Below are 18,557 nucleotides of genomic sequence, written 5' to 3'. Positions count from 1 at the left end.
TCAATCGTAGGCCTTCATCGGCGTGAATCGTTTCAGCTCGGTAAGTTTGTAGCCAGTATACTGCCCCATCAGAAGAATCAGACCCAGAATTGCAAAATGCAGCTCGGGGAAGTTGAACGTGAGATGGCCAGCCAGGGGGGCGCTCATCAGCAAGTAGGCGCAGATTGCCACAAACAGGCTGCCCGAGCCCTGAACCAGAACCTCCTGGCCGCCTTCTTCTTCCCAGAGTATGGACATACGTTCGATGGTCCAGGCAATGATGACCATGGGGAAAAAGGTTACCGTCATACCTGTATTGAAGCCCATCTGATAACCGAAGACACTCAACCCTGCCGTAATGAAAATGACGAGAATGATCAGAGCTGATATCCGGGAGACCAGCAGGAGGTTCAGGCTGGAGAGATATCCCCGCATTGCCAGCCCGATAGAAACGACTGAAAGAAAAGCGATAAGGCCGGGCACCAGCGTGGTCTGTACGAAAGCAACAGCAATCAGCACTGGCATGAAGGTACCTGAGGTGCGGATACCAATAACAATACGCATGAATGCAACCACCAGAGCCCCGAGTGGCAAAAGAAGAAGCATGCGGAACATGCTCTGTTCTTCAATCGGAAGCTCGTAGAAGCTCAGAAAGCCCAGGCCCTTGCCATCAGATTGCATGGCCGCCAGCTGAAGGGCGGGAATGGTTTGCCGGAGCATGGAGAAGCTGATCTCGGAGTTACCCCCGCCTACAACGTCCAGCAGTGATTCGGAGCCCTGCCTCCAGAGCAGAATGTCTTCCGGAACGCCTTGAGCGGCTGTTTTTGGATTTAATGTAAGCCAGCGCTCTCCATTGTATATCTGCAGAAACGGAATCAGTTGCTGTCGACGGCGCGCATCTTCAAGCTTCAGACCATCCGCTGTTCTGGCGGGGATGCCGGAGTGGTTGAGCATGTTGACCAGCAATGGAAGATAGTTCTCTTCGGAAACGAGCAGGGTAGTATTCTGAACCCGGGTGTCTGGCTGCATCAGACGAATCAGTTCCCGTGTCATACTCTCAGGTGTACTTGAGCGCGCCTCAGCCTGAGATAAAATTTCTCGGACAGCTGTTGCCTGGGGCTCTTCCCAGAATAGTTTTTGGGTTTTTGGTTGTTGGGATGGTTGTGCCGGCTGAGCTCCCGGGTCGGGTATGAATTGCGCTTTGAAGTACAGGGTTTGCGGGCCTGATACGTCGCGCTTTGTCCATTCAGCGCGCCGACTGCCGGATTTATCTATGATCGAGAAACCATAGCCTGGTGAGGCTGCCTGTTCAGTCAGAATGCGGAATCCGGGCGGTTGTTCCGGAATGTTCAGGCTTGCTACGACGGGTTCGCCTGCTCCGTCAAAATCAACTCGTGCCTCTATCATCCATACCGGGCGCTGCTCACCTGTGAGCCAGGGGATGCCCAGTTCTATATGTCGCCATACGGCAAGTGAAATTCCAGCAGAAATCAACAATAAAACAGCGATATAAAACGGTAATCGGGAGGGGCTGGTCACTATTTTTCCCCATTGTTATTTTCGGTAAGGATTGATTCAGGCAGTTCGGTAGCATACTCCTTGCCGACATCAATAAGCATGACATCACGGAGTACGTTGCGACCAATGAGGGCCTGGTAGGTAAGATTGCTCCGGTCCGCAAGCGTAAATTCCGCTACCTGCTGATGGTCTCCAATAGTGAATTGGAGTTCTACGACCACCCGGCGCTCAGCTTCGTCAGCGCTGGCCTGAATCACCTTGACCCGACGGGAGATCTCCTTCTCGAGGGTGATCAGATCATCCGTCCCGGGAACGGGCACGTCAAACCTTACCCAGTTGCCTCCGTCTCGTTCAAAGCGGGTAATGTTGCGCGCGTCAATAGAGGAGGTTTCCGCACCGCTATCAATCCGGGCCTTGTAGATCAGGCCAGGCCCTGCGAGATAAAAGTTTTCAACCTCTCCGACAATCACTTTTCCTTTCAGGCGGTCGGCCCTGCCATTTGATCTGTCAGACGCAGGGCAGGCTTTCTGGGTGGGGACAGGTGGGCAGGAAGGCTTTGCAACCTGAGTTGCAATGGCGTCCAGCACCCGCTGAGTTGCGGCTTCGTTACTTTCCAGGATTTTGTCATGGCGAACCGTTGCGTTTTTTTCCATGGTAACCAGAGTTGCACGCTGGCTCTGAACCGAGGCATTCAGGTCGCTGAGGTCAGATTTTGGAACCATGAAGTATCTGTCTGCTGAGCACCCCGTCAGCAGAACAGTGCCTGCCAGAACCAAAACGGGGAGCGTCGGCAGACCAGCTCGCAATCGTTTAGAACACATGAAAAACCCCTGAGCCGGTTACCGGTCACGCCCGGGAAATACAGAGCATGACGGCTTGAAAGTGTATTGCGGAGAATATCCGGAGCCAAAGTATACAACAGTCGACCTGTGCATATGCTTTACAGTTGGTTAAGGGGATGGCGCGTGATTTGTCCCCCGGCACCTTGTCTGAACGCACATGCACTTGCGTTCGCCCAAAAGCGGTTAAGAAAATGTAATGCCGACTATCGCGGATGGCGATGATCCTTGTAATGGATATTGCCTTGCGCGTCCATAGATGGATTCAGCTACATTACAAAATTGCCAAGCAGTCGTGATTCAAACGATGAGATAGTGCTCTGGCACGACGCGTGTCGGAGAAAAGACAGTGAGGTTCCGATAGAATGCAATATGCGTGTAAGCTCACGTTAATCCGGATAAATATGCAGATTCATAGGAGCCCTCTCTGTGCCTGAGGCTGTCAGCGACTTTATAGTATCCCAGCCGGGGTTGATGGCGATATTCGTGACTCTGTTGTTTGTCATGACGATTATTTTCGTCGTGTTTCTGGCTAAGGCCAGGGCCGAAAGCCGGGTTGCAGGCCTGCACGCTGATCTTGCCTTTCAGAGCCGTCAGATCGAAGAGCTTATAAAAGAACGCGAAAGCCAGCAGCTCAAGATAGATGAGCTTTCGACTGAACTGACTGAAGCACGGGCATTGATGAGAGAACAGCAGGTTATGCTGAAAGAGGAGCGGCGTTTCGCTTCCGAAAAGCTTGCGCTGCTGGAACGCAACCGGGATGCGCTGAAGCAGGAGTTTGAGAATCTTGCCAATCGGATTTTCGAGCAAAAGAGCCAGCATTTCACCCAGCAGACTCGCTCCAGTCTTGATACTTTGCTGAGTCCCTTTCGGGATCAGTTGCAGGATTTCAGAAAACGTGTAGACGATGTCTACACCTCGGAAACCCGGGACCGGCAGGCTCTTCGTAGTGAGATAAAATCACTCCAGGATCTTAACCGACAGATCACTGAAGAAGCCTCCAATCTGACCCGGGCTCTGAAAGGCGATAAAAAGATTCAGGGTAACTGGGGTGAACTGATACTCGAGCGGGTTCTGGAAAAATCCGGATTACGCAAGGGTGTTGAATATGAAACCCAGGGCAGTTACCGGGACGGTCAAAACCAGCTGTTGAGGCCGGATGTGGTGGTTCATCTTCCCGACAACCGAAATCTGGTTATCGACTCCAAAGTATCCTTGCTGGATTATCAGAAATGGGTGGTTGAAGAAGATGACGAAGCCCGTGAGGATGCGCTGAAAAAACATGTGGAAGCGGTTCGCAACCATATCCGTACGCTCAGTGAGAAAGATTACAGCCAGCTCGAAGGCCTGCATTCGCCCGACTTTGTGTTTCTTTTTATGCCAATAGAGCCGGCATTCGTGGCGGCTTTTCAGCAGGACGAGAACCTTTTCGCAGAAGCCTTTGAGCGAAAGATTATTGTAGTAACACCAACCACATTGCTGGCGACCCTGCGCACGATTGAGAATATCTGGCGGTATGAGCGCCAGAGTCAGAACGCGCGTTTGATAGCTGAGCGTGCCGGCGCAGTTTATGACAAACTCAGGGTGTTTGTAGAGTCCATGGAGCGCCTTGGCGGACAACTCCATACTGCGCAGGTCACGTACGACTCAGCTATGAGCACGCTGACCAGAGGGCGGGGTAATCTGATTTCCCAGGCCAATCGATTTGTTGAGCTTGGCGTAAGGGTAAAAAAGGAGCTGCCGAAAGCCGTTTTGGATCAGGCTGAGGTGGATACGGAAGAACGGGCAACTGGTGCAGATAACAAGCAGGAGTAAGTACCATGGCAGTAGCGTTTGGGAATAACGGTTTACCGGCCTTGAGGGTAAAAGGCCGACAGTTGGCCAGAGTGGTGGTGATCGCTTCGGCTCTGTTGGCAGGGCAGGCCGCTGCACTGGCACCCGAGCATGAAGCCCGCAGGCTGATGCTTGCGATCGAAGAATCGGTAGCTGCCGAAAGTTGGGGCGAGGCCAGTGAATACCTTAACCGCCTGCAACTTCTGGACGCGGAAAAGCCAGAGGATTACAACTATTACCGTGGCAGGGTGATGTTGCAGTCCAATCACCTGAATGAAGCCCAGGCGGCACTTGAAGCCTACGTGGCTGAGGCTGGGGCAGAAGGCAGTCATTACCAGAATGCCCTTAAGCTGATTACGGGGATTGAACGGGCACGGAAAGAAAAGGCTCTGGTGACGCAGGCTGGTGATGACACTAAAATTGCCGTGATTGAGCCGGCAGGTGATGAACGAACGGCCTCCTTGCGCAAACTGTATCTTGCCGATTCAGACAATGAAGCGCTTGTGATGCATCTCAACAGTTTGCTGGGAGGAGCCGGGTGGCGACAGGACCAGGCTGTCGTACGCCTTGACCGGCCAGCGGATGTGGAATATCGCCTGAGCAGCAGCGATAACGCCGTAGCCATTCAGGAAATCCGGCGTAACAGCTCAGGCAGCGTTACACGGAAAACCGTACAGGTTCCGGTTTTTGGCGTAAACCCTCAAGTTGAGTGGGGCTGTGAATCAGCGGTGGCGACTTGCTGGGTATACGATCCAAGAGATGGCTCCCGCTTGCTCCAGCTTGCGCCAAACCGAAACCAGGTGGAAGAGATCGCCCAGACTCTGGGTAAGCTGATCCGTAACCTGCAAACCCCTTCTGGTTCCTAGCGTTTAATTTTCAGGTTACCCCGTTCGCCTTCACGGTAGGCCCCCGGGGTAACCCCTGTCCACTTCTTGAAGGCCCGGTGGAAGGTCGAGGGTTCTGTGAACCCGACTTTCGCTGCGATGTCGTTGATAGAAAGCTCCTGTCGGCTCAGGTAGTAGATTGCCATATCTCTGCGAAGTAAATCCTTGATCTCCTGGAACGACGTATTTTCCTGTTTTAGTCGCCTGCGTAGTGTCTGTGGGCTGGTATGCAGTTGATTTGCAATCCATTCGAAGTCGGGCAGCGGCTTTGAAAAATCCCGCCCTATGAGTCCCCGGATCTGGCCGGTAAAGGTATTGCTCTCGTCCGGTCGGGATAGTAAATCTGCTGGCGATGTTTTGAGAAACTGAAGCATTTCCGGCTTGTCCCGGATAACCGGAGCCGACAGAAAACGTTTATCGAAGGTAAGAGCGGTACAGTCGGCTTCAAATTCCAGTGGGCAATGGAAAATGTGCCGGTACTCATCGCCGTGGGCTGGCCGGGGGTAGTCGAATGCGGCTTTTTCAAGCTCTACCGGCTGGCCGATGAGCCAGCAGCCAAGCCGGTGCCAGATCACGGGAATGCTCTCGCGCAGAAAGTAATGCGGATCGAGGATCTTGCCTTCAATCTGAGTAACCAGTCGCACCGTTTGATTGTCAGTTTCCAGCTTCATGGCTGCCATAGGGTCAAACAGCCGGGAAAACCGGTAGGCCTGTTTGTAAACCGCCTCCAATGTAGGGCAATCAATAACCAGCGCACACATGGTGGCAAATGTGCCGGCCCGGGCTCGCCGTGGCCCCATGCCCAGGAATTCATCGTCCATGCAGCTCCAGGCGATCTGTAACAAGGAGCTGAACTGGTCGCTATTAACCCTTGCCATTTCAATGTGCAGAAGATCGGGAGATATACCGGCTTCACGGAGCATTTTTTCTGTATCAAACCCCAGATGCTCCGCGCCGGCAAGGGCCGCGAGCACAAAGTGTCGTGAAACTGTCAGATCGGACATCTAACCCGCCATTTCATGAAAACGAACCCCATCATAAAACCCCCAAGCCACAATGCAACCAACGTGGCTGGAAGAATCGGTTAACTGAATTGGCGTAACAGGCAGTTGGCCTCAAACGCAAAACCGTGCAGCATGGTGTGATGTGCAAAGATAATCAGAACAACACATTACAGAAAAGGAGAGCGCTATGTCGGGTCCTTTAACCTCGATGAAAATTCTGGACTTCAGCACGCTGTTGCCAGGGCCATACGCCACCATGTTACTGGCAGATATGGGGGCAGAAGTATTGCGAGTTGAGGCCCCGGACCGGGTAGATCTTGTTCGTGTAATGCCACCGTATGACGCGGGAGTGAGTACAGCGCACGGCTTTCTCAACCGGGGTAAGCAATCTCTGGCTCTTGATCTCAAAAAGGAAGGCAGCAAGGACAGGATTCTGGAGCTGGTTAAAGATTATGACATTGTGATCGAGCAGTTTCGTCCCGGTGTGATGGATCGCCTTGGTATTGGTTACGAAACTCTGAAAGCGATTAATCCAGGGCTCATTTATTGTGCCATTACGGGTTACGGACAGACTGGCCCCTATAAAGACAGAGCCGGGCATGACATTAACTATCTATCTGTTGCTGGTGTAAGCAGTCACTGCGGTCGGGAACAAAGCGGCCCGCCACCTATGGGTATCCAGATCGCCGACGTAGCAGGCGGGTCCCATCATGCGGTGATGGGGATACTTGCGGCAGTTATTCATCGGCAACAGACAGGGGAAGGACAGTTTGTTGACATCAGCATGACTGATGCCGCGTTCGCACTTAATGGTATGGCCGGCGCTGCTTGCCTTGCGGGCGGCCAGGAACAGAAACCCGAGACCAGTTTGCTCAACGGTGGATCCTTTTACGACTACTACCAGACCCGGGATAGCCGGTGGCTTTCTGTAGGTAGTCTGGAACCCCAGTTCTCTGCAAGGTTGTGCGACATCCTGGGGTTAGCCGACATGAAAAGCCTTGTGCTCAGCCAGAAGCCGGAGGATCAGAAAGTATTTAAAACCGCGCTCAGTGAAAAGATACAACAGAAAACACTGGATCAGTGGAAGACGATCTTTGCCGACGCTGATGCCTGTGTGGAACCGGTACTGACCATTGATGAAGCTGCGGAGCACCCACAGTTAAAAGCCCGGGATATGGTGATTGGCGTTGACAGGGGGGATGGCACATTACAGAGGCAGATCGGGTTTCCGATCAAATTTGAGAAAACGCCAGCTGTAGCCACAAGAATTGGGCAGCCGCTGGAGGGAAGTAACTAAAAAATATGATTTTCTGCGAAATCATCTGAATATGAATTCAGTTTTCGTGAGCTTCTGCTAGCTTTAATAGTGTCGCCGGTGACGGCGAATCCTGTAGTCAATAATTATAAGGGTAACACTATGAAAAGCTGGAATAACCGGGCAGCGCGCACAGTGCGCGGCGCAGCGCTGGTGCTATTGGGTAGTACTATGCTTGCAGGCTGCTTTGATGGCGGCAGTTCCTCATCTGGGGCGTCTCAACCTGAGCTTGATACCAACCTGTTTCCTGCGGATGGCAAGCTGGAAGCAACCATCAGGAGAACCGAAGGAGGGGTGCCCCATATCAAAGCCGATAACCTGAAATCGGCGGCTTTCGGGCACGGCTATGCGCAAGCGCAGGACAACGTCTGCCTTTTGGCTGAGGCAATTGTCAAGGCGCGGAGTGAGCGTGCCAAGTATTTCGGGCCGGGGCCAGATGACATCAATATCATCAATGATTTCAGCTTTAAGGCTCAGAAAATATTGAGCGGGGCTGAGGCTGAGTTTTCGACATTGAGCGCTGAGTCCAGGGCACTGATTGAAGGGTTTACTGCAGGCTACAATAAATTCGTTGCTGAGACCGATGCAGGTGACTTGCCTTCTGAATGTCGCGATCAGCCATGGGTAACGCCTATTACTCCGGTGGATTTGTTCGCCCATTATCGTATTGTGGGTCAGTACGCCAGCGGTGCCTTGTTTGCAACTGGTGCTGTGTTTCTGGCTGTTCCGCCGGAGGAATCACCGGCCCCGACAATAGTAGCATCCAATTCAACAGGGCTTGATGCACAACTTCCACGTCGGGTAGTAGCCAGTGCTGAGGTTAATGCAGGGCAGCAGGGTGATTTTCAGGACATGGGGCTAGCCAGTAATGCATGGGGTATTGGTAAAGACATGTCTGCGAGCGGAAAGGGAGCTTTGCTTGCTAATCCGCACTTTCCGTACACCGGTCATCGACGGCTTTATCAGGTTCAGATGACTGTTCCCGGGTATATCAATGCAATGGGGGCGGGTCTGCTTGGGACCGCAATTCCACTGATTAATTTCAATGAGCACCTTGGCTGGTCCCACACAGTCACTACCAGCCGTCGGTTTACTCTTTATGAGTTAACTCTGAAGCCTGGCGATAGCCTGGTTTATATAAAAGACGGAGAGGAAAAACCGATCACTTCGGAAACGTTTGAGGTTGAGGTAGCTAATGGAACTCCCACACCAACGAAGCTCGAACGAACTTTCTACTATTCCGAGTATGGTCCCATGTTGTCCGCGAATGCAGTTACGGGTGGCGGTTTGCCCAAATGGGGAGAAAACGGAACTGCCTATACATACCGGGATGCTAATGCCAGCACAACGAGGCTTCTGGACACATGGTTGCAGATGAGCCGGGCAAAGAGCCTTGATGAGTTTCAGCAGGTATTCCGTGACTGTGGCACTACGTTCTGGACGAATTCGACATACGCTGACGACCAGGGGAATGCCTTCTATATTGATAGCAGCTCCGTGCCTAATCTTTCCAAACAGGCGCTGGCAGTTATTGCCTATAAGCGCCGTGCCAGTCCATCGTATGACCAGCTGTTCAATAGTGGCTTGACCCTTTTGGACGGTAACTCTTCCCGAGATGACTGGGTCGAAGGTGACTGTGATGGCCTTGTTCCCTATGAAGACAAGCCAAAGTTATTGCGGACGGACTGGGTTCAGAACTCCAATGACAGTTACTGGTCGACGAATCCTGATGAGTTTCTGACCGGGTTTTCGCCGTTGTTCGGACCGGAGGAGTCTCCATTGGGACCCCGGACAAGACTGGGCATTGCAATGTTGCAGAACTCACTTTCAACCGGGCCAGTATCACCAACTGCACCTGAGCCAGCGGGCCAGGATGGTAAGTTTGATGCTGTAGACCTGATCAACGTCATCTATAACAACAGAGCGTGGTTCGCTGATGAGTTTCTTGGTGAGCTTCGCAGTCGTTGTACGCTGATTGGTTCAACTCCCGTTAACCTCCCCGGAGGCGGTTCACGGAGCGTGGATTCGGCTTGTGATGTACTGCAGTCGTGGGACGGACTCTACAACGTTGACAGTGTTGGGGCTCACGTATTCCGGGTGTTTATTGCGAATTACCGGAACAGTTTTGACTCTGACCTGACTGTTGCATTCGATCCCGGTGATCCTGTTGGTACACCGTCAACGCCATCGGCTGGCAATGCAGGTACAGCGAATGACGTGATGCTGCAGGCGCTTGCCATTGGTCTGGAGTCTTTGGATCAGGTTGGGATTGCCTACAATGCAACATTAGGTTCCGTTCAGCACTACCAGCCTTCCGGTGGCGCTCTTCCTGGTCTTGCCGGTGGAACTCTCAGTGGTGGTATGCCAACGGATCTTGGGCCTTCATTTCCATGGCATGGAGGTGATGGCTCGGTGGATGGTGCCTTTAACGCGATTGGGGTAGTAACAGATACTTTTGCCGAGGACACCCGCTTTCCTCGGGTTGCTCCTGACACTATCGACAATACAGCTGGCCTATCTGAAGTACCGGGTGAGGGCTGGAAGATGGCCCGGGGCACCAGTTGGCACTTTGGTCTTGAGTATACGGATAACGGGCCGGAAGCATACGGGCTGGTAAGCTACTCACAGTCATCCGACTCAAGGTCACCTTTTTTCAATGATCAGAGCCTGCGTTATTCAGAGAAAAACTTTCGGCAGATCTGGTTCAGCGAGGAGGATATTGAAGCAAACTTGCTGGCTCAAGGAGAGCTGACGATCACAGGTGATTAAGGGCGTCTCGATTAAAAGCCGGGCCTGTAGGGCCCGGCGCGAATTACCAAATAACCTCGGCTAACCCCGGGGTTATTTGTCTTTGGAGGCTTGAGAGTTTATCCGGTAATGAATACTTCAGAACTTTCTATAGCCTGTTAACAACAAACCCCCGCTGAGATAGCGAGGGTTTGTTGGTGATCCTGGCCGCCCTTCATCGGGGCGGCTTCTTTCCCGGGAACGTTTTACTGTTGGATGACGCTACTGTCAGTCGCTGTTGTACCAGTGCCTGATGACAGGATCATGCCTACTGTCTGGCCAACCATTTCTGAAAATACATCAACGTTATCAGCTGAAACCGGTGTGCCATGGCTGCCTGCTGTATACCGTGTAATCGCTGGTAAAGCATAGCTGCCAGCGCTCGTGACCACGTCCGCTTCCAGTGTGGTTGCAAGCGGCTCTGTACCCGCCAGCGGAGCGATAAAGGCTTCACCCAGTGTTTCGCCTTGATCTGCACTGTTCGGGATAACTGTGTCTCCAAGCACTTCAGACAACAATATGCCTGTTTCTGCAGCGAGGTGGTTATCCGAGAAGTTAATCGGGTCAACTGTGTCCAGAGCAGCCTGGAGTACGTTGAAGTAGGTTTCCAGGTTTGCATCGCCTTGCTCAAGGCCAGCTGCAACGTTCAGGCCACCAAGAATAGCTGGTGCGAAGGTTGGAGAGTTTTCGAGCAGACGGACAATTCCGGCACCAGGGGTCAGGAGGCTTGCGGCTATAATGTCATCGGACGTTTTGGGAGCGACACCTGGTATGCCGAGGTTAACCTGGTTCTGGTTAGACGCAGCTACAAATGTCGAGCCGGTAATGGCCCCTAGCGAATGGCCGACGAAATATACATTGCTCCCATTCAGTGAACCTCCTGCAGCAGAACCGTTGATGTCAATAGACTCGAGGCTTGCCCGAAGGTTCATCAGGTCAACAGCGCCCTGGCGATTATTGTCACGGCTTGCCAGGAAGTTTGTCAGGTTGATGAACAGGCTTCCTGATTCGTCCTCACCTGCTGCAACTGCAGGGTCAAAGTCCATGGGAACCGGCTGATTTGCGGAATCGGCGTAGAAGTTGAAGTGACGTTCAACATCCGTTGCTGCTATGCCCGGAATGGTACTGCCAGGCGCTGCAACAGTGTTTTCTGCGGCTCCGAGGAATCCGATAACAGCATCTACTCCTGCGTCTCCGGTACTGCCCCCGGACAAGACGCTATTGATAGTAGATTGGGCGGTTGTGGCATCCTGGCTCAGGGCCGTCATTACAAAGTTGAGGTTGAGCTGGCCTGCAAGCAACGCTGCGACGGTCGATTCTGATGGTGCAAGGCTTGCCGGGAGACTATTCGCCTGACCGGCAGCCAGCAGAGCCGTTGCAAGCTCTTCGCGTGATGCTTCCGATGCCGGTGTTACACCATGCAGCGGTTGGTCGATGGCCACAACCGCTACGTTGGTTCCCAGGTCAGCAAGGGTGCTCACCAATGCACTACCAAAGGTAAGTGCAGCGCTTCGATCTGTGGTGATACCGTGCTGGTAAATGACTGTGCCGTCACTGACGTCACCTGAGCTTGGGTAAAGAACCAGAACCGGTGCTTCCTCAATACTTCCCTCTGGGAACGGGAATATGTAGTTGACAACTTCCGAGACGGATGGATCTGCTTGCGGCAGTTCGAGGCCAAGGCCGGAAAACGCAAGGTTCATCTGTGAAGCCAGACCGCTGTCAGCCTTCCATGACTGGGTTACCAGCGGTGAGCCGTTGGTGCCGCTCGGGGTGCCGAGATAATAGGGAAGTTCGATCGTACCCTGTACCAGATTGACGTTGCCGGCACCACCAGCTGCAGCGGATGCTGGAACTGAAGAAAGCGCCACGTCGTTTGTACCGGCCAGATCAAGTGTTACCGTTCTGGCCTCGGGTGTTGGCAAGAAGTCTGCAAAACCACCACTGCTTGCTGGTGCGGTTGCCAGCGATACGCCAATACAGTCGACTGCACTCTGGCCGGTAAGGCCATAACAAGGGGCCCCTGAACTGAAGAGTGTGGGCAGTTTTTCGGCGATCGTACCGCCAGTAGAAGCCGGGATGTTCGGGAATGCGCCGAACGCAGTGTCTATAGCTGTCTTCACAGCTGCATATGTGCTTGCGCCACCTGTAACGGCAGCTTTGGCTGCTGCTACTTTTACAAAGGTCTCAACCTGGTCAGAAAACCAGGCTGCAGGCTCCGCAATGTAAGGTAAGACTTTTTCATCGTTTGACGTGGTAAAGCTATATGAAATGGCAATATCGTCGGCCGTAAGCGGGGCACCGACTGCACCAAAATAACCTTCTGCCAGCGGCTCCCACACTAGATTAATCAGTGAGCGAACTGCGGCCAGCGAAGAAGTGCCCAGAGGTTGATCTTCGTCGGTCAGGTTTGCATAGGTGGGAGACTGAGTGATTGCTTCCCCATTAACGTCAAGAACGCCCTTGGTAACCACTGCAATGTAACGCTTGCGAGGATTAAGAGGTTTTGTCGGCACGATGCGTATTGCCGAAGTGCCATCAAGCGTCACAACATCTGCTGTGAACTGCGGTAAAGCTGTTGGCCCGGTCACGGCCAACTCAAGTGTGGGGGGCTCGCTATTACTCAAACCCTGTACCGGGTCGCCACTCGCATACGCAACTTCAATCAGGAAAACTGTCTGGTTGGCGAGCGCTGTTGCTGGATCAATCTGACCATTAAACTGAATGACAGTTGGTGCAATGGTCGATGCTCCACTAAGGGAGTTCAGAGCTGTTGTTACTGGTGGTGAGGTATCCCCGACAAGAAATGTTCCATCTCCGGCGACTGAATCAAAAATGAGATCGTTTGGAATAGGTAGTTCACTGGTAACCGGATTAAACACGGGCCAGGTTTTACCATCGATATCAGGGTTGGTAATCTGGTAGTCCGGATTAGCATTCGCCCCTTCGTCGCCGCTACTGAGGCAGCCTGTTAGCCCAAGGGAAGACGCCACGGCAAGACTTATTAGAGTTTTCTTGAACATGGGTGGAACCTTTTCCTGTTGTTGTATCGTTATGTTCGGCAACTAACGGGGCCGGTCTGATCCGGTAAGCCCGATGTCAGAGGCCTGTTCTGCATAAACAGTTATCTGAAATTATAGCCAGCGCTTCAAGCCAATTTCCGTATCTGTGACTATAGCGTCACTATTGCCAGTGTTGATCAGCCAAAAGTGTGATTCTTGCTATTTGGAACCTCCTCGCACAGTTCGCTCAGAAGGGAGTCTGGCCTGCATGAAAAATAGTTGGCTGGTATTTGTTTGTCGAGTGGTGGATGGCGATATGACGCGGATTTTACAATTCGTATCAATGGCCCGCCAGGGAGCGTGTTCTGCTGAAATTTACTCTAGACTCCGGCTGGTTTCGGCGATTTCAGGTGAGTCCCTCGCTCTTTCGATTTTCTGGTAAACTGTGCCACCTGTTTTTTTGACGATACGATCATAACTAGACCAACCTGATGAGGCGCCTATGACCACCGTAATTCGCCAGGATGACCTGATAGAAAGCGTAGCGGACGCGCTGCAGTTCATTTCCTATTATCATCCCAAAGATTTTATCCAGGCTGTTTATGAGGCCTACCAGAGGGAAGAGTCGCAGGCAGCCAAGGATGCCATGGCGCAGATTCTGATTAACTCACGCATGTGTGCTCAGGGCCACCGACCCATCTGTCAGGACACAGGCATTGTGACCGTGTTCGTGAATATCGGTATGGATGTGAAGTTCGAGTGCGACATGCCTCTGGATGATGTGATCAATGAAGGCGTGCGTCGCGCCTACACCCATCCGGACAACATCCTGCGGGCCTCGGTGCTGGCGGACCCGGATGGTAAGCGTCAGAATACCAAGGACAACACTCCGGCCATTATTCATTACAAGATGGTTCCCGGTGACAAGGTAGAAGTTCACGTTGCTGCAAAAGGCGGCGGTTCCGAAGCCAAGTCCAAGTTTGCCATGCTCAACCCTTCCGATTCTGTGGTGGAGTGGGTACTGAAAATGGTTCCCCAGATGGGCGCCGGCTGGTGTCCGCCCGGCATGCTGGGTATTGGTATCGGCGGTACTGCTGAAAAAGCCATGGAACTGGCCAAGGAAGCTCTGCTGGAGCCGATCGATATTCACGACCTTAAAGAACGAGGCGCGTCCAACCGTGCCGAAGAACTGCGCCTTGAGCTTTTCGACAAGGTGAATGATCTGGGTATCGGTGCTCAGGGCCTGGGTGGCCTGACAACTGTTCTGGATGTGAAAGTAAAAGATTATCCTACCCACGCCGCAAACAAGCCGGTTGCGATTATTCCCAACTGTGCGGCTACCCGCCATGCGCACTTTACGCTGGACGGCACCGGACCGTCGCTGCAAACGCCGCCAAGCCTGGAAGACTGGCCGGAAATCACCTGGGAAGTGGGTGAGGGTGTGCGCCGTGTAAACCTGGATACGGTTACACCGGAAGACGTAAAAGCATGGCAGCCGGGTGAGACAGTTCTGTTATCCGGGAAGATGCTGACCGGACGTGATGCCGCGCACAAGAAGATGGTTGATATGATCAACAACGGCGAAGAGCTTCCGGTAGATCTCAAAGGCCGCTTCATATACTACGTTGGCCCGGTTGATCCGGTCCGTGAAGAAGTGGTTGGCCCCGCTGGCCCCACTACGGCAACGCGTATGGACAAATTCACCCATACCATGCTGGAAAAAACCGGCCTCACCGGAATGATTGGTAAAGCGGAGCGTGGTCAGGTTGCTATCGACGCTATCAAGGAGTTTGGCGCTGTGTACCTGATGGCGGTAGGAGGCTCTGCCTATCTCGTCTCCAAAGCTATCAAACATGCGGAAGTGGTTGCATTCCCGGAACTGGGAATGGAAGCTATTTACGAGTTTGAGGTGGAAGATATGCCGGTGACAGTTGCGGTGGATTCCCGTGGATCTTCCGTGCATCAGACCGGCCCCGCCGAGTGGCATGAGAAAATCATTGCGGCCAAGGCAGTCTGAGGTTAGCTGAGCATTAAAAGCGAGGGCCGGAATGTAATGTCTGGCCCTCGCTTCACCTTTCTGACTGTTGTTTCTCTAGCTTGAACAGCTGATATTCATATGTTTTCCCCAGTCGGGTGGCAGTGCAGCGTAGTGTTCATGCTCTGATTGTTCGTCATATGGCCGCTCCAGAACTTTAATCAGCTCCTTCATGGGTTCGAAATCGCCATTCTGTGCTTCCAGAATCACTTTGTGTGCCAGATAGTTCCGCAAAATGTATTTTGGATTTACCCGTCGCATTTCGTACTCACGCTCATCGTGGGCGCGGGTCTCTTTTTTCAGACGCCCTTCATAGCGTGCCAGCCACTCGTCAGCAATTTCACGATTCACAAACAGATCCCGCACGGGCGCATGACCCTGGGCATACAGGTTCGATAGTGCCCGGAAAAAAGCCGTGTAGTCGGTATGTTGTTCGTTGAGCATGCTGAAGGTGTCCATAATCAGGCCCAGATCGCCTTCGTCTTCCTGTGCCAGCCCCAGCTTGTCTCGCATGTTCTGTAAAAAACGCTCGTTATAGGCGGATTCGTAGCGCTGCAGACTGTTGCGAATGGTGTTTTCATCCATCACCGGCAGCAGAGCATTGGCAAGATACTGGCAGTTTGCAAAGCCTACCTGCGGCTGGCGGTTATAGGCGTACCGGCCGCCCTGGTCGGTGTGATTGCAGATGTACCCGGCATCAAAGTCGTCGAGAAATGCGAAAGGCCCGTAGTCGAACGTATCCCCGACGATGGACATGTTGTCGCTGTTCATAACGCCATGGCAGAACCCTACCGCCTGCCAGTCGGCGATAAGCCGGGCCGTACGCTCTACGACTTCTTCAAACCAGCGGGCGTAACGTTCTTCCCCGGCAAGCTTGATAAGATGCGGAAAGTAGAGCGCGATAACATGCTCCAGTAACGTTTTGACTGCTTCCGGGCCTTCGTGGTGTGCTGCAAACTCAAAGTGACCAAAGCGGATATGGCTCTGGGCAACGCGCACCAGAGCCGCTGCGGTTTCAATGGATTCCCTGCGTACCGGGTCCCGGGCACTGACCATAAACAGGGCCCGGGTGGTTGGAATGCCCAGCCCGTTCATGGCCTCGCTACACAGGTATTCGCGAATGGTTGAGCGTAAAACTGCACGTCCATCCCCAAAGCGGGAATAGGGGGTCATGCCAGCGCCTTTCAGGTGCCAGTCCCAGCGGCGGCCATCGGGGCCGATGGTTTCCCACAAAAGAAGGCCCCGGCCATCACCCAGTTCCGGGTTGTACATTCCGAACTGATGACCAGTGTATTTCATGGCAACCGGGTCCATGCCCTCAAGTAGCTCCGTGCCCCCGCCAATTCCGGCCCAGTCGGCTTCATTGCTGACATGGAAGCCCATTTTTTCAGCCAGCTTGTGGTTAAAACAGGCTATTCTGGCATCTTTGAGCGGAGTGGGTTGTACACGAGTGTAGAAACTGTCCGGGAGTTCCAGGTAGCGATGCTCTATGCGAAAACCCTTGTTGCTCATATGCACCTATACTCCAGTGTGGTACGGATTCTGCTGAATACTTGATTAACACATTCATCAAAGACGGGAACTTTAACGTGTCTGACCATGAGCTTAAACCAACGATTGATGCCTTGATTGAGCAAGAAGGACTCCCTCACAACTACGCTGCTACCGTAGAACAGACCATCCTCCCTCTGGTAGAGCATATTGTTTCGTTGAGGAAGGCGAAAGGCAGAACCATTGTTGTAGGCGTTCATGGCGCTCAGGGCACCGGTAAATCTACCCTGGTACTGTTCCTTACGAAGCTGCTATGTGACCACTGGAACTGCCCGACCGCGAGTTTTTCGCTGGATGACATCTACCTTACCAGAGCTGAAAGACAGGTACTTGCTGAACAGGTACACCCGCTGTTTATTACCCGGGGCGTTCCAGGAACACACGATGTAAAGCTAGGGGAAGGTGTCATTGACCAACTCCGGCATGCGGGGCCTGGAGATAAGACCCCTATCCCTGCATTCGACAAGTCTCATGACGATCGTCTTCCCATGAATGAATGGCCTGTTTTTGAGGGTCGGGCAGAGGTTATTCTTGTTGAAGGCTGGTGTCTTGGTGCTTTACCCGAAGACGATAGCGCTCTTGTCGCCCCATTGAATAAGCTGGAAGCGGAGGAGGACCCATCGGGAGTGTGGCGAAGGTATGTAAACCAGTGCCTGAAAAGCACATACCAGGATTTTTTCAGTGCACTTGACTGTCTTATTATGCTGCAGGCGCCGTCACTGGAGAGGGTTCTGGAATGGCGCACGCTGCAGGAGCACAAGCTGGCGAAAAAAACAGGCAATGCACCAGATGAGGGCGATGCGGATCTGGCTGCACGGGATTTGCGCATTATGAGTGATCAGGAGGTCATCCGTTTTGTTATGCATTACGAACGTGTGACCCGATCCTGTCTTCAGAAGCTTCCGGACCGCGCTGATGCACTGATTCAGGTCTCGGGGGACCACTCGCTTAGCAGCCCTCATTTCCGCACAACGACATAAAGGATGCTTTCATGGCCAGAACACGGCTGATCATATTTTCGGATCTGGATGGAACCCTGCTGAATCATGAAAACTACGGTTGGCAGCAGGCTATGCCGGCGTTGAAGCGCGTTGAGGAGGCAGGTATTCCGCTGATCCTTAACTCCAGTAAAACGGCTTCGGAAATTCGGGTAGTACGTCAGCAGTTGGGAAACACCGACCCTTTCATAGTAGAAAACAGCGCCGCTGTGGTTGTTCCGGCGGGTACTTTCGGGAATGAAAGTGAGCAGATTGTGCATTTTGGGGCGTCCCGGACTGAAGTGCTGAAGGTGCTGGAGGCGCAAAGAGCAAGTGGCGCACGTTTTCGGGGCTTTGCGGATATGTCTGATGAAGAATTGGCTCAGTTCACAGGGCTGGACCTTGAATCGGCGGCACGAGCCCGGCAGCGTCTGGGGACTGAGCCGCTTTTGTGGGAGGGCAGCGAGGAGGAGAGGGTAAGCTTTGAGGCGGCACTGGGCGCTGAAAACCTGCGGCTTGTTAAAGGTGGTCGCTTCTATCACGCCATGGGTATTTTTGATAAGGCCGATGGGGCCCGGTTTTTGCAAAACAAATACAGAGAGCAGTATCAGGAGCTCTATGGTGACGAAAGAGTGACGGCCATTGCCTTGGGAGACAGTCCCAATGATCAGCAAATGCTGGAGGAGGCAGATATCCCCGTCGTTATTCGTGGAGTTAACAGTAGTGAGGTGCAGTTACCCTCAGAGAAGCACGCTATGCGCTCTCTCAAACCTGGCCCGGAAGGCTGGAATGAGTGTGTACTCAATCTCCTGTTTGAGTATGGGTATTAGTAC

At 52.9% G+C, this 18,557-nt stretch carries 12 protein-coding genes; 7 read left to right on the top strand and 5 right to left on the bottom strand.

What is annotated here, in order from left to right; genetic code table 11:
* Both DS878_RS07315 and DS878_RS07310 read right to left on the bottom strand, forming a co-directional pair.
* Positions 1–1,518: an inactive transglutaminase family protein gene (locus DS878_RS07315; protein WP_113815296.1), complete on the bottom strand. Its 1,518-nt coding sequence runs from the start codon at positions 1,516–1,518 to the stop codon at positions 1–3.
* Positions 1,518–2,219 carry an ATP-dependent zinc protease gene (locus DS878_RS07310; protein ID WP_261977665.1) on the bottom strand — a complete coding sequence of 234 codons (702 nt, stop codon included), beginning with the start codon at positions 2,217–2,219 and terminating at the stop codon, positions 1,518–1,520. The genes DS878_RS07315 and DS878_RS07310 overlap by 1 nt, the downstream gene beginning before the upstream one ends.
* A gap of 546 nt (positions 2,220–2,765) precedes the next feature.
* On the opposite strand from DS878_RS07310, the gene DS878_RS07305 reads away from it, so the two are divergent.
* Both DS878_RS07305 and DS878_RS07300 read left to right on the top strand, forming a co-directional pair.
* Positions 2,766–4,151: a DNA recombination protein RmuC gene (locus DS878_RS07305; protein ID WP_410003460.1), complete on the top strand. Its 1,386-nt coding sequence runs from the start codon at positions 2,766–2,768 to the stop codon at positions 4,149–4,151.
* A gap of 5 nt (positions 4,152–4,156) precedes the next feature.
* Positions 4,157–5,035: a hypothetical protein gene (locus DS878_RS07300; protein WP_261977664.1), complete on the top strand. Its 879-nt coding sequence runs from the start codon at positions 4,157–4,159 to the stop codon at positions 5,033–5,035.
* Here DS878_RS07300 and DS878_RS07295 read toward each other — a convergent pair.
* A complete protein-coding gene (locus DS878_RS07295; protein WP_113815294.1) occupies positions 5,032–6,057 on the bottom strand; it encodes an AraC family transcriptional regulator in 1,026 nt (341 codons plus the stop codon). The genes DS878_RS07300 and DS878_RS07295 overlap by 4 nt on opposite strands.
* A 187-nt stretch (positions 6,058–6,244) precedes the next feature.
* Here DS878_RS07295 and DS878_RS07290 point away from each other — a divergent pair, with 187 nt between their 5' ends.
* Positions 6,245–7,354, top strand: coding sequence for a CaiB/BaiF CoA transferase family protein (locus tag DS878_RS07290; protein ID WP_113815293.1), 1,110 nt, complete (start codon positions 6,245–6,247; stop codon positions 7,352–7,354).
* A 120-nt stretch (positions 7,355–7,474) separates the two neighbouring features.
* Positions 7,475–10,141, top strand: a complete 2,667-nt coding sequence (locus DS878_RS07285; protein ID WP_113815292.1) for a penicillin acylase family protein — start codon at positions 7,475–7,477, stop codon at positions 10,139–10,141.
* 224 nt (positions 10,142–10,365) lie between these two features.
* On the opposite strand, the gene DS878_RS07280 is transcribed toward DS878_RS07285, so the two are convergent.
* Positions 10,366–13,182 (bottom strand): hypothetical protein, encoded by a 2,817-nt coding sequence (locus tag DS878_RS07280; RefSeq protein WP_113815291.1) that lies wholly within the window; start codon positions 13,180–13,182, stop codon positions 10,366–10,368.
* Positions 13,183–13,663: 481 nt separating this feature from the next.
* Between DS878_RS07280 and DS878_RS07275 the strand changes: the two genes are divergently transcribed.
* Positions 13,664–15,178: a fumarate hydratase gene (locus DS878_RS07275; RefSeq protein ID WP_113815290.1), complete on the top strand. Its 1,515-nt coding sequence runs from the start codon at positions 13,664–13,666 to the stop codon at positions 15,176–15,178.
* Positions 15,179–15,253: 75 nt separating this feature from the next.
* On the opposite strand, the gene DS878_RS07270 is transcribed toward DS878_RS07275, so the two are convergent.
* Positions 15,254–16,708, bottom strand: a complete 1,455-nt coding sequence (locus DS878_RS07270; RefSeq protein WP_113815289.1) for a protein adenylyltransferase SelO — start codon at positions 16,706–16,708, stop codon at positions 15,254–15,256.
* 77 nt (positions 16,709–16,785) lie between these two features.
* Here DS878_RS07270 and DS878_RS07265 point away from each other — a divergent pair, with 77 nt between their 5' ends.
* Complete coding sequence (locus tag DS878_RS07265) at positions 16,786–17,727, top strand: hypothetical protein (protein ID WP_113815457.1); 942 nt, start codon at positions 16,786–16,788, stop codon at positions 17,725–17,727.
* 11 nt (positions 17,728–17,738) lie between these two features.
* Positions 17,739–18,554, top strand: coding sequence for an HAD-IIB family hydrolase (locus DS878_RS07260; RefSeq protein WP_113815288.1), 816 nt, complete (start codon positions 17,739–17,741; stop codon positions 18,552–18,554).
* Positions 18,555–18,557: the final 3 nt, after the last annotated feature.

Source organism: Marinobacter sp. F3R11, assembly GCF_003318275.1.
Classification (GTDB): domain Bacteria; phylum Pseudomonadota; class Gammaproteobacteria; order Pseudomonadales; family Oleiphilaceae; genus Marinobacter.
Note: the sequence above shows the minus strand (reverse complement) of the source record. Positions and strands in the feature narration are given on the sequence as shown.